Source organism: Okeania sp. SIO3B5 (genome assembly GCF_010692555.1).
Classification (GTDB): domain Bacteria; phylum Cyanobacteriota; class Cyanobacteriia; order Cyanobacteriales; family Microcoleaceae; genus Okeania.
This window is the reverse complement of the sequence record NZ_JAAHHG010000040.1, coordinates 1-12437: the sequence shown is the minus strand read 5'-3', so window position 1 is coordinate 12437 and position 12437 is coordinate 1. Positions and strand designations below refer to the sequence as shown.

At 32.7% G+C, this 12437-nt stretch carries 11 protein-coding genes; 6 read left to right on the top strand and 5 right to left on the bottom strand.

Annotated features, from left to right (window positions below; translation table 11 throughout):
* Positions 1 to 645: 645 nt before the first annotated feature.
* From F6K54_RS08460 to F6K54_RS08445, 4 genes are all read left to right on the top strand, one after another.
* Positions 646 to 2799, top strand: coding sequence for a PAS domain S-box protein (locus F6K54_RS08460; protein WP_293076458.1), 2154 nt, complete (start codon positions 646 to 648; stop codon positions 2797 to 2799).
* 1554 nt (positions 2800 to 4353) lie between these two features.
* Positions 4354 to 5127 carry a hypothetical protein gene (locus tag F6K54_RS08455; RefSeq protein WP_293076456.1) on the top strand — a complete coding sequence of 258 codons (774 nt, stop codon included), beginning with the start codon at positions 4354 to 4356 and terminating at the stop codon, positions 5125 to 5127.
* Between the two features lie 200 nt (positions 5128 to 5327).
* Positions 5328 to 6152, top strand: a complete 825-nt coding sequence (locus F6K54_RS08450) for a Uma2 family endonuclease (protein WP_293076454.1) — start codon at positions 5328 to 5330, stop codon at positions 6150 to 6152.
* A gap of 118 nt (positions 6153 to 6270) precedes the next feature.
* A complete protein-coding gene (locus F6K54_RS08445; RefSeq protein ID WP_293076452.1) occupies positions 6271 to 7125 on the top strand; it encodes a Uma2 family endonuclease in 855 nt (284 codons plus the stop codon).
* Between the two features lie 17 nt (positions 7126 to 7142).
* Here F6K54_RS08445 and F6K54_RS08440 read toward each other — a convergent pair whose 3' ends face one another.
* Positions 7143 to 7283 (bottom strand): hypothetical protein, encoded by a 141-nt coding sequence (locus F6K54_RS08440; protein WP_293076450.1) that lies wholly within the window; start codon positions 7281 to 7283, stop codon positions 7143 to 7145.
* A 5-nt stretch (positions 7284 to 7288) separates the two neighbouring features.
* On the opposite strand from F6K54_RS08440, the gene F6K54_RS08435 reads away from it, so the two are divergent.
* Entirely contained in the window at positions 7289 to 7636 is a 348-nt protein-coding gene (locus F6K54_RS08435) for a hypothetical protein (protein ID WP_293076449.1), read from the top strand.
* Between the two features lie 57 nt (positions 7637 to 7693).
* On the opposite strand, the gene F6K54_RS08430 is transcribed toward F6K54_RS08435, so the two are convergent.
* Both F6K54_RS08430 and F6K54_RS08425 read right to left on the bottom strand, forming a co-directional pair.
* Complete coding sequence (locus F6K54_RS08430; RefSeq protein ID WP_293076447.1) at positions 7694 to 8611, bottom strand: hypothetical protein; 918 nt, start codon at positions 8609 to 8611, stop codon at positions 7694 to 7696.
* Between the two features lie 44 nt (positions 8612 to 8655).
* Complete coding sequence (locus F6K54_RS08425; protein WP_293076445.1) at positions 8656 to 9120, bottom strand: hypothetical protein; 465 nt, start codon at positions 9118 to 9120, stop codon at positions 8656 to 8658.
* A gap of 505 nt (positions 9121 to 9625) precedes the next feature.
* On the opposite strand from F6K54_RS08425, the gene F6K54_RS08420 reads away from it, so the two are divergent.
* Entirely contained in the window at positions 9626 to 9808 is a 183-nt protein-coding gene (locus F6K54_RS08420) for a hypothetical protein (protein WP_293076443.1), read from the top strand.
* A gap of 130 nt (positions 9809 to 9938) precedes the next feature.
* On the opposite strand, the gene F6K54_RS08415 is transcribed toward F6K54_RS08420, so the two are convergent.
* Both F6K54_RS08415 and F6K54_RS08410 read right to left on the bottom strand, forming a co-directional pair.
* The gene (locus F6K54_RS08415; protein ID WP_293076441.1) at positions 9939 to 11711 is read right to left on the bottom strand and encodes a VWA domain-containing protein; all 1773 of its coding nucleotides are present in this window, start codon (positions 11709 to 11711) and stop codon (positions 9939 to 9941) included.
* Entirely contained in the window at positions 11708 to 11842 is a 135-nt protein-coding gene (locus F6K54_RS08410) for a hypothetical protein (protein ID WP_293076439.1), read from the bottom strand. The genes F6K54_RS08415 and F6K54_RS08410 overlap by 4 nt, the downstream gene beginning before the upstream one ends.
* Positions 11843 to 12437: the final 595 nt, after the last annotated feature.

Sequence of the window (12437 nt, the reverse complement as noted above, 5' to 3'; positions counted from 1 at the left end):
TTAGGATTGAGTTTATAGCTGTTTACAGGTAAACTAATCATAAAAATTGGATAATAAAGAGTAAAAGTTTTTTTTCTTGACAATAATTAATAATATACTAGAATGTAGATATCAATATTTATTGTTCAGTGTAAGAATTTAAAATATGTATTTTATTCAGTTATAAATAACTATGTATTAGTGGAAAATTACTGAATAAAATGCATCAAGGTTTAATTATATTCAATTACCTATAATTATCGCTTAATATTCATGTAACTAATATTGTCTATTTGTGAACTTTAGATTGAATAAACTCTTTGTTTAATAATTTTCTAAAATCAAAAAAAATAGATAGAATATGAGCAATGATTATGGTAGTAAATCTTTTGTCAAAGTAATTTTTGCTTTTTATATTTCATTTCTGTCATGTTTGATATTGACCTATTTCATATTCTTCACTTTTGAACTTATTCAGAAGTATAATAAATATTTTTCTGATTCTTCTTTTTTTTCAGGCATCATAACTAACTTCTCGGTCCAAGATATTCTTAATATTTGAAAGCTTTTTTTTGATAGAAAAGTTAGTTTTAAAAATATAATAACCCAGGGGGTTAAACCCACCATACTCAACACCCCCTAATTTAATTTATTAAATTTAAGATTATGTACCATCTAACAGTACAAACACTAAATAAGACTAGGGAAGAAACTTCAAAAATGAAACAAAGGCCAACAAAAGCAACTAATGATGGTCATTCAACCCTTCCCCAGAGTCATCAATATCCAGAGAGACATGGAAGTCACCATCAATTATGTCAATTCATCAAACACATACCTTTTGCTACAGCAATGCTAGACAAGGAAATGTGCTACATAGCAACTTCTGGGATGTGGTTACAATATTGGCAACTTGAATCTGATGAAATTATCGGTAATCAACATGATCGGGTATTCCCTAATCTTCCAGAACTTTGGCATCAACAAGCTGAAAAATGTCTACTGGGTATCATTGACCAATTTGATTTGGAACATCTAATTGCGGTTCCTGTTGATAATGGATTAATGCAATGGGTAAAATGGAATGTTAAATCTTGGCATACAGATGAAGGTATTATTGGTGGCCTGATTATCTCTACAGAGGAAATAACATCAGACAAACAACTTCAACAACAACAAGAATTAACTCAGTTAGCAACAGATAATGCTGCTGATGCTATTTTCTGGATAACAGTTGGTGGAAAAATTTGTTACACAAATAAACAGGGCTGTAATTTTCTTGGTTATTCTGAATCTGAACTGCTTGAATTAACAATCCACGATATAGATTTAAAATTATCATTAGAAGTTTGGCAGACTCATTGGCAAAAAGTTAAAAATCAAAATTATTTGAGATTTGAGTCTAATTTTCTTACAAAAAAAGGCGATATTTTACCTGTGGAAGTTAATGTTAATTATTTAGAATTTAAGGGTAATGAATATCAATGTGCTTTTGTGCGTAACATTTCGCAGCAAAATAATATTAATCTACATTTACGAGAAGCTAAAGAACCATTGCAAGCTGTTTTAAATGCTGTACCAGGATTAGTTTCATGGGTAGATGCAGATTTACGATATATAGGGGTTAATCAACATCTAGCTAATGCTTATAATTTACCTATAGAAACTTTTATTAATCAAGAAGTAGGATTTTTGCAAACAAGTCCAGAATTTAATGATTTTGTATATGAATTTTTTGCTAAACCAGATTGGAGTTATGCAAAAGAAGTAACAACAAATGTTAGAGGAAATAGTAGAATTTATCTAATAGTTGCTCAAAAATATTATCGTGATGAAGTATCGTTACCATCGGCAGTTTTTGTCGGTTTAGATATTACAGAACGTTTGGAAATGGAAGCTTCACTACGAAATAGTCAGGAAAGATTCCGGCAACAAGCTTATCAATTAGAGCAAACTTTGCAGAAACTAAACTCGACAACTACTCAGTTAATTCAAAAGCAAAAAATGTCTTTCTTAGGACAGCTTGTTACAGGTATTGTTCATGAAGTGAATAATCCTGTTAATTTTATTTCTGGCAATATTGCTCATGCAATAAATGAGGTTAAAGATTTGTTGCATTTAGTAGATATCTACCAAAAAAATTATCCCAGTCTTTTGCCAAAAGTTGAGTCAGAAATAGAAGATATAGAATTAGATTTTATTCAAGAAGATTTGCCAAAATTATTAGAGTCAATTATGGCAGGAGCAGAAAGAATTCAAGATGTAGTACGCTCACTCAAACAATTTTCTACAGCAGAAGAAGAATCTATAAAAGCAGTAGATATTCACAAAGGTTTAGACAGTACACTTTTAATTTTACAGCATCAGTTTCAAGGCAAAGGAGGCTGTCCTGATATTAATTTGATTAAAAATTATGGGAGCTTACCAAAAGTCGAATGTTATCCTGGGCAGTTGAATCAAGTCTTTATGCACATTTTAACTAATGCTATTGATTCACTGGAGGAAAAACATGAAGATTTAGTAGCAAAAAATATCTGCCATCAACCATTTGAACCAGAGATTTTAATTAGTACAAATGTAAAAGATTATTCTGTAGAGATTTCTATTGCTGATAATGGCTATGGCATGACTGAAGAAATATCTAGTCGTATATTTGAACCTCTATTTACTACTAAACATACAGAAAAAAATATAGGTTTAGGTTTGTCAATTTCTCAAGAATTAATTGTTGAAAAACATCATGGAAAATTGTACTGTAATTCTCGAGGGAGAGAAAGCACAGAATTTGTAATTGAGATTCCTATTAAGTTAGAAAGGTAAGGAAGAAGGAAGAAGGAAGAAGGAAGAAGGAAGGAGGAAGAAGGAAGAAGGAAGGAGGAAGGAGGGCAAAAAAACTTAAATTTCCTGTATATATTCACCCTTGGGTTTACACAAACTATAAAGTACGGACATCATATCACCAATCCTATCCGTTTTAAGGAGAGGTAATTGTTGATTATTAATTGTTGCAAAATTATCTATAGAACCCCTAACCGTATCTTCATGAATATTAAGTTTTTTTAGCTAGGAGACAGGAGACAGGAGACAGAAGTTCATTAATTGATAATGGATAATGGATAATTGATAATTACCTCTGGTTAAAACCGAGAGGATTGAACAGAAGGAAATATCCTAGCAATTTTTTTCCCCTTAAAAGGGGAGGCTTTAAACCAGAATTGTTTAATAATTAATAATTAATAATTAATAATTCGGTAAGAGGGAATAAGAAAGATGTGGGGAGAAATAATACAAAAAATTCAACACTCCTTCTTCAGATTTTTCCTCAAAATTGATGCCTGAAAAGACTTAAATACCATAATTAGAGCTTGCTGATTAAATCTAAAAGTCTTTACAGATAAAGGTAAGTGCCTTTTTAAGTATCAAAAAGTGCGAAGCTTTAGGTGGTAATGGTTCAAAAAAGAGCGGATTTTGCTCAAGAGTTGGGCAGAAAAATCTAGGGACGATTCTTACTACTATCTCCTCTATAATTCCCATTTCTCCTGTCTCCTGTCTCCTGTCTCCTGTCTCCTACCCTCACCCATAAGACTTTTTCAGTAAGCCCTAATTATATATATCTAAAATGGTAAGCATTCAGCCGTCAGCCATCAGCTATCAGCTATTGCTTTTAGTTTTGGATAAAAGCTTTATGAATTGTCTTACTACAAAAGTTGCCTCCCTTACTCTTAAAGTCAGTTGTTAATTTAAACACTGTCCTTAAGGAGACATTCTTGTTGCTGATAGCTGACAGCTAATAGCTGTTTGCGCAGCATGACCTAGGAAATGCTTACCTAAAATGGGTTCTATAATTAGAATCTCAAGAAAATTTTTCTACCATAGCTAATAAAAAATTTACAGTTAAAAATGCAACTCCTAAAAGAAGGATAAAAAACAAAGTGACACTAAAAATAGACTGAATTTTTTTCATAGCAAATTTTTGATACGAGATTTAGATGGGAAAGTGAAAATTAGAAAATACTATAAACTGCTCAAAATCCGACAATCAATAGTATTTATTGGATATGTATAGTATTCATATATAATATAGTATAGAAGCAAGTCTTATCGCATTTAGATTTATGACCTCATACTTAATTATGAAAGTTGATACTCTCGATTAGTTAAGAAACATCACCAAGTCTTACAATTATTTATGGTTAGAATCCATAGGACAATTTCATAATGGAAATGGAATAGGTATGTTAGGGAAATACTGTTATAAATACAGATAGGGTAAGTTGATTACTGTCAAAAAAATTGGCATCGAATGCACTCAAGACTAAGAATGGAAAACTTTTTCTGCTACTGCCTTACATTCGGCTTAAGGAATATATAGTTATGGGGAATCAAAATTCATTACTCCGGAAAGCTTTGAAACCAACTTTGTATAAAAAGCATTGGATAAATTTGATAGAGTATGCTTCGATAGTAGGTTCGGCAGTAGGTGCTTTTGCAGTAGCAGCTGGAAGTCATACTTTTTACGCAGTAGCTCCTCTAACATTGGCCTTATCTCTAAATATGGCTAATAGGTATAGATTTGAACAACAGATGCAATTATCTCAGCATTCTGAGATGGTAGAAGTTCAAAAATCAGTAGAAAAGCTAGAAAAAGATGCTGTAAAGGTAATATTAAAGCTTCGTCAACAGCTTTCTACAGATATTGAATCAGTTCGTGAAACACTCTCTCATCAATCAACACAGGCCGTCAACCCAGAAATACAACAGCAACTAACTGCACTAGAATCTTCAGTTTCTTCTGTACAACAAAGTTTAGCGTCTGTGGATACAAAAGTTTTGAGTACAAATGATTGGCAAACAGTGAATGGCCGTCTTTTGGTAATTGAGGAAGCGATCGCTAATTTGCAAAGAGATATGGAAGTATTGGCCAAGGAACCTCAATCACAAATATCTCAACTTCAGGCAAAAATTGAAGATTTGGAAATACAAAATACGGAAGTTGTCAAACCTCATTTGAAGCGTTTAATTACTCTTGTTAGACAATTACAACATACAAGTTATTCAAACTCATCATCTCATCAATCTGTAATTTCAAAACAACAATTCAGAGAACGTACTAGCGAGTCAGTGAAGCAACCTGAAGGTAGGTTTTGAAAATTAATAATTAATAATTAATAATTAATAATTACCTCTCCTTTAAAACGGATAGGATTGACTCAAAGGAAAAATTTTCTTTTTATCCCCTTAAAATATGAGGCTTTCAAGCACAATTTTTTGGTAAATAATAAAATGATAAGATAAGTTTATTAATTAATGTAGATTTAAAGAAAAATGACTCAGACTTTGTTAAAAAAATGACTATCAATAAAAATCCATCTAATATCAAAATATCTCTACCAGATCATACTCAATTACCAGAGTCAGACGGCACTTTTAGTACCAATCCACCTAACATCAAAATATCTCTACCAGACCATAATCAATTACCAGAATCAGACGGCACTTTTGTGAAGAATTTTCAGGAGCATCCCCAAAGTATTTTATTAACAGATTCTATTCGGCCTGTACTAGAAAAAATTCATCCAGACCAACAATATTGTATTGGTCAAGATTCAGGAATTTATTGGCGAGTGACAGAACCTTTAGAACGAGGTGCTGTTTCTCCAGATTGGTTTTATGTTCCTAATGTTCCACCTACATTAAATGGTAAATTTCGTCGTTCCTATGTGTTATGGAAAGAAGTTGTTCCACCATTAATTGCCATAGAATTTGTGTCGGGAGATGGTTCGGAAGAAAGAGATAAAAAACCTCCAATTCGAGGGGAAAATGGAGCCACAAAAAAACCTGGTAAATTCTGGGTTTATGAAAAGAAAATTAAACCAAAATTTTATGCTATTTATGAAGTTGAAAAATCAAGAGTAGAAGTGTATAAATTGGAAGGAAAGAAGTATGAATTAGTAAAGGCAAATGAGCGGGGTCATTATCCAATTTCAGACTTAGGAGTAGAGTTAGGTATTTGGTCTGGTAGTTATTATAATGTGGAACTACCTTGGTTACGTTGGTGGGATAGTGAAGGTAATTTGTTATTTACAAGTGAAGAAAGGTTGGCACAAGAAAGTCAAAGGGCTGAAAAGTTAGCAGAAAAGTTAAGAGCAATGGGTATAGATCCGGAGGAGTGAGTTTTTATATAAATTGACGATTTTTTACAGAGGATTAGTCGCCAGATTAAAATCAGAATTATAATGAAAAGATGATCGGTTTTAATTGCTAAATTCAAGTTAATTATTAAGGGGTAAAATGACTAGCAGTAATAATCCACCTAATATGAAAATGTCTCTACCAGACCATACTCAATTACCAGAATCAGACAGCATTTTCAGTAACAATCCACCTCCGAAAATATTTATACCTGACCATACTCATTTACCAGAATCAGACGGTACTTTTGTAAATAGTTTTCAGTATCCCCAAAGCAGTTTATTAACAGATTCGATTCAACCTGTACTAGATAAAATTCATCCGGAAAAACAATATTGTATAGGTCAAAGTTTAGGAATTTATTGGCGAATTGTGGAACCTTTAGAACGAGGTGCTATTGCTCCAGATTGGTGTTATTTTCCTCATATTCTACCCACATTAGATGGTGAAATTCGTCGTTCTTATTTTTTTTGGAGAGAAGCTATTTTACCATCAATTGTTATAGAATTTGTGTTGGGAGATGGTTCGGAAGAAAGAGATAAAACACCTCTTATTCGAGGGGAAAATGAATCCACACAAACACCTGGTAAATTCTGGGTTTATGAAAGGGTAATTCGACCAGCTTATTATGCTATTTATGAAGTTCAAAAACCAAGATTAGAAGTATATCAATTGATACATGGAGATGAATTGGTAGCTAAGTTTGAATTAATAGAGGCAAATGAGCGGGGTCATTATCCAATTTTAGACTTAGGAGTAGAGTTAGGTATTTGGTCTGGTAGTTATCAAAATATGGAACTACCTTGGTTACGTTGGTGGGATAGTGAGGGTAATTTGTTAACTACAAGTGGGGAAAGGTTGGAAACAAAAGAATTATTATTGGCACAAGAACGTCAAAGAGCTGAAAAGTTGGCAGAAATGTTAAGAGCTATGGGTATCGATGCGGAGGTGTGAGGTTTGAGGTTAAAGAGTTATGTATTAGAGCGATCGCCGAGATAATTATAAATCTTATAAAAGCGAGTTGTTTTTCCGATTGTGCTGTTAAGTGGTAGAAAAATTTGAGGATAAATAATAAAATGATAAGATAAGTTAATTACTGATGTAAATGTCAAGAAAAATGACTCAGATTATTTTAGAAAAACTCAAGCCTTATTTAATAGATAGATTAAAAGATTTAGCTGCCAAAAATAATCGTAGTTTGGAAGAAGAAATCACAGAAATTTTGGAGCAAGCTTTAGAAACTGAAGTGGAAATTAAGCCGAAATATGAAGGATGGCAACCGGGATTTTTTGAAGAGGTTATTGGAGGTTGGAGGGGTGAACCTTTAGTGCGAGAACCTCAACCAGAATATCAGGAAAGAGAGGCTTTTGTGAAAGAAAAACGACAATGGTCTCCTGATTTTTTTGAAAAAACTTGTGGTAGTTGGGAAGGTGATTTAGTGCGAGAACCTCAAGCAAAAATTTGATGCTAGGATTAGCGATCGCCTGATTTATTTAAAAGGCAATTGATACATAAATCGTGTTCATTTTTTATTTTCTATTTTAGGTGGATCGTTAAAGATTATTGGAAAAATTCCTTCTAAAATAAGAGGCATTGCCAAGAAGGAAAATAATAATAAAAGTAAAAGCATTTGTCCTGGTGATATTTGCTTAAATATATTGTTGGCTGAAGTGTCTATAAGTTCGTATTTTAAAGTATCTATACCAGCTTGACTATAATTCCCAGGAATGGTAACAGCTAATTGTGGCTTGCCAAAAAGTTTAGTACCCCTAAAACTGACATCTACAACAGTCATATCTAGATTTTCTTCAGAAATTTTCTTATTTAATTCCCCTGATTGAAAAAGTTCTTCTATTTTTTCTAGTCCTGATTGAGAACCACTTTTTATAATTAATTTAATACTGCCTACTCTAATATCTATTAGAATAGCATCACCAGTATAATTACGCCGCAAAAATTTAATAAAATCTTTTAATTTTTTTATAAGCTTTTCATCAACAGTGGTATTCTCTTTAAAGGTCATTCCTTGTTTATTTTTTTCTTGCTTTTCCTCTCCTGTTTTTTCTGGAATACCAATAATTCTATAGTTAATTCTATCGTCAAATTTTTCTTGTTCTTTCTCTCCCTTTTGTTCTTCTTGTTCTCCTTTTTCTGCTTCTTCTCCTTCTTGTATTTCTAATTCATAGTTTACTAATTCAAGTGTCTTACATATGATACTAAATCTACTTAGTAGAATAGGCTTTTGATTAAAAAACTTACTTATTGTACTCAGACCTATTGCAATTTCTGTATTAGCTGCGATATTGTCTTGAAGTTTTTTTTGCGAAGATATTCCAAATCTTAGCATAGCTTTTCTGGCTCTTTCGAGCAATTCATCTTTTGCTGTAGCAGTTGGCCGTTTTTTACTGGTAGATTTTTTATCTTGGCTTGTGTTGCTCATAGCTAGACCAATTACGTTTTGAGAGTAACCTTAATCTAAGCTAATTATGGTGTTTCTTCCGTATTTTCCCCTTCTATTATTAGAAAAAAAAAGTTGTCACCAGTTAATTTTTGCAAAACTTCAACAATAGATTTGAACTCTTCTATCAATTTTCTATCAATCGCACCACTAATTGCAAATTTGGCTGTTTCTTCTGCTGTAGCATAAACCCGCTTTCTACCTTCTTCTTGTATTGCTAATTCTTGTATTGCTGATTCGTAGTTTACTAATTTAAGTGTCTTACATATGTTAAATTTATCTAGTTTAATAGGCTTTTGATTAAAAAATTTATCTATTGTACTGAGACCTATTGCAATTTCTGTATTAGCTATGATTCTGTCTTGAAGTTTTTTTCGCGAAGATATCCCAAATATTAGCATAGCTCTTTTGGCTCTTTCAATTAACTCATCATTTGCTGTAGCAGTTGCCCGTTTTTTACTCGAAGATTTTTTATCTTTGCTTACATTCATTGGCCATAAAAGGTATCTATAAAAATAAATCTTAAGGGATGCTCAAAAGTTATTTTTTGGTAGTTTATAACGAATCGCAGCAGCTCACTATTAAGTTTAACTATGGTTTTTCCTATTTTGTGGTCACTACTCTAGGAAAGCTAAGTTGAGCGTAAAACAATAATAAGGCAACCATAAGACAATCACAAAACACAAAGCTATCACAACAAAACCTTTACATAATAAGTATTCCAGGATTTTTAGTAAAAAATTAGTTGATTGTACTGCAAGATAATTGAGTTATTTCTACAAGTTTTACTTCTGAAAATATTTCTAATCTTATTGTAGCTTTTTCGGCTTTTTTTATAGATTTTAATATAGTTAAAGTTAATTACTTAATCGCTTGTAAATTGAACATAAAACAATTACTAGGAAATAACTAAACAATTACTAGGAAATAACTAAACAATTCAACTACCTATAATTACCAGCGACAATAAAAATAGAAAAATTAATTGAATGTAAAATGATGAACAAGAAAAGAGTAGTGATTACGCAGCCCTCTAATGCAACAGAAAACATTCAGGTAAAACCTGATTTGTCTAACAGTGATAGTCTAGGGGATATTATCTTGGCAACAGCTGTTCTAATTACAGCGATCGCCAAATTAGTGGAGGTATCTCTTCCAGTAATGAAAAAGAACAAATAAATAAGTTCTTGAATTAACAGCCTAATCAAAAATCCCGCACTCTCTTTTTCAGAGAGTAGCGGGATAAAAGTCGCAAATTTTGGTGTATACTAATCTAAAATGGGCAAAATTTTGCCTAAATTCCAGTCATCTACTTTTTCTCCATCAATTTCTGACTACTTTCAACCATATTAATAAACTCACTCCGATAACCTTCTAAATCTAAACCCTTCGATTCATTTGCCAATTTCAACACTTCATTAAAACTAGCATCACCTTTATATTCAGATTCTCGCAAAATCATCCCATACTGAGCAACAGCAGCAGCAAACTTAAAATCATTTGAAGCATCATTTAAACTCACTCCCTTATCAACAACTGGCTGTTTTATCAACTCAGAAGTTGTACCCTTTGGCTCCTTATAACGCAACTTTACCAACATTAATTCATCACTATTATAAGCCGCTTCCTCAACTCGATTATCTTGATATCTCAACTCATCAACTTCTGGCAATTTCACATTACTTTCTACTCCCACAGGAATAATTTCATAAAGTGCCGTAACCGAATGTCCTGCACCTAACTCTCCCGCATCCTTTGTATCATCATTAAAATCTTGAGAACGTAATAGTCGATTTTCATAACCAATTAAACGATAAGCTTGTACTTTTGCCGGATTAAACTCCACTTGAATTTTCACATCTTTAGCAATAGTTAGTAGAGTTCCTCCCATCTCAGTCACTAACACTTTTTTCGCTTCCAAAAGATTATCAATATAAGCATAATTGCCATTTCCCTGATTAGCCAATTGTTCCATTTTTGCATCTTTAAAATTACCCGTACCAAAACCAAGTACCGTGAGAAAAATTCCTTCATCCCGATAATTTTCAATCATTCTTACCAATTCAGCATCGCTAGAAACTCCCACATTAAAATCTCCATCGGTTGCCAGAATAACTCGATTATTTCCTGAAGATTGATAAAACCTTTTAGCTAAATCATAAGCAAGTTTAATTCCTTCACCTCCAGCAGTGGAACCTCCAGCTTCGAGATTATTAATTGCTGTGAGAATTTTATCTTTTTCGCTGCCTTTAGTTGGTGGTAAAACTACTCCTGCTGCTCCAGCATAAACAACTATTGAGACAGTATCCTTTTCTGTTAGTTCATCTACCAATAATTGAAAAGCTGATTTGATTAAGGGTAGTTTATTAGGGGTATTCATTGAACCAGAAACATCTAACAAAAATACCAGGTTACTAGGAGGTAAATTTTCTGTAACTATATCTTTGCCTTGAATGCCAACATGAACTAATTTATGTTGGGAATTCCAAGGAGAATCAGAAATTTCTGTAGTAATAGAAAAGGGTTGATTAGCTTCTGGTTGAGGATAGTCGTAAGTAAAGTAATTTATTAATTCCTCGATTCTCACAGCATCTTTTGGTGGTAGCCGATTTTCATTAATAAAGCGACGTAAATTACTATAAGATGCTGTATCTACATCAATGGAAAATGTTGAGAGGGGGTTATTTTTTACTATTTTAAAAGGGTTGTCATTAATGAGGTTGTATTCTTCTGTATTTGAGGATTCTAATTCTACTGTAGAATCTGTTTCAAACTGTGAATTTGAATAGGGAGCAATTTGTGTTAGAGCCATATCTGCTGATTTTTGACGCCCTCTAGCACCTCCTCCTCTAGTAGCACCTTCTCTGACTTGAGAAGATATTGAGTTTTGAGGAGTTGTATTTAAAGTTGCTGGAGTTGGTAGTTTAGATGCAGGTGGCGCTGATGAAATTTGTTCTACTTTGGCTTCTTGTCTGGCATTTTTTGGTTGACTACCACAGGCTATTAACATTAATAAAGGAAACAAGCCTAGTAATAATTTTATTTGACTAAATTGGCAGAATTTTACATTTTTTCTCTTCATATTCTTGGCTCTGATATTGATTGAGTATTGAGATAATTTGACCAAAAATTTTTACTTAATTTCAGCAAATTAGTCTGAACTACAAAAAAGAGCGATCGCTTTCCGTAAAAGTTATAAAATCCATGTTTCATTAATTGATAATGGATAATTGATAATTACCTCTGGTTAAAACCGAGAGGATTGAATATAAGGGAATATTATTTCTTCTCTTGGTTGATTGGATATTGCGAGGGGACTTCGCCATCCCTCAACCGCTTTTTCACTTTAAAAGGGGGAGGCTTGAAAGCAGAATTATGTAATTATTAACTATTAATTATTAATTATTCGGTAATTTATTAGTATCTCTAGGCAGGGAGGTTGCATCCAAAGTCCGTACAAAGTAGGCAGAAAGAATTAATGAATAAAAGTACGATAATGAATTTTATTTTTTTCTCATAAGGTGGTTTTAATGAATATAGACTTTATATCAAATTGAAATGAAGCTGCATAGAATAAGATTTCAAGGAGGTAAGCATTTCCTCCGGAATGCTGCGCAAACAGCCATCAGCTATCAGCTATCAGCTATTCCTTTTAGTTTACGATAAAAGCTTTATTAATTAGGGCTTGCTGATTAAATATCACGCGCATTGACTGATATTGCTTTCAGCCTTTTTTGGCCTTTAAAAAGTGCAAGGTTTTTGGCTGTTTTTGCCTCAAAATGCTAATACTTTTCCCCTGAGTATCAAA

What these genes read in the sequence shown, in the direction of transcription:
- F6K54_RS08430 (WP_293076447.1), bottom strand. Translation starts at nt 8,611, where the DNA reads ATGAGCAACACAAGCCAAGATAAAAAATCTACCAGTAAAAAACGGCCA.
- F6K54_RS08450 (WP_293076454.1), top strand. Translation starts at nt 5,328, where the DNA reads ATGACTATCAATAAAAATCCATCTAATATCAAAATATCTCTACCAGAT.
- F6K54_RS08420 (WP_293076443.1), top strand. Translation starts at nt 9,626, where the DNA reads ATGATGAACAAGAAAAGAGTAGTGATTACGCAGCCCTCTAATGCAACA.
- F6K54_RS08425 (WP_293076445.1), bottom strand. Translation starts at nt 9,120, where the DNA reads ATGAATGTAAGCAAAGATAAAAAATCTTCGAGTAAAAAACGGGCAACT.
- F6K54_RS08415 (WP_293076441.1), bottom strand. Translation starts at nt 11,711, where the DNA reads ATGAAGAGAAAAAATGTAAAATTCTGCCAATTTAGTCAAATAAAATTA.
- F6K54_RS08460 (WP_293076458.1), top strand. Translation starts at nt 646, where the DNA reads ATGTACCATCTAACAGTACAAACACTAAATAAGACTAGGGAAGAAACT.
- F6K54_RS08445 (WP_293076452.1), top strand. Translation starts at nt 6,271, where the DNA reads ATGACTAGCAGTAATAATCCACCTAATATGAAAATGTCTCTACCAGAC.
- F6K54_RS08410 (WP_293076439.1), bottom strand. Translation starts at nt 11,842, where the DNA reads ATGAAACATGGATTTTATAACTTTTACGGAAAGCGATCGCTCTTTTTT.
- F6K54_RS08435 (WP_293076449.1), top strand. Translation starts at nt 7,289, where the DNA reads ATGACTCAGATTATTTTAGAAAAACTCAAGCCTTATTTAATAGATAGA.
- F6K54_RS08455 (WP_293076456.1), top strand. Translation starts at nt 4,354, where the DNA reads ATGGGGAATCAAAATTCATTACTCCGGAAAGCTTTGAAACCAACTTTG.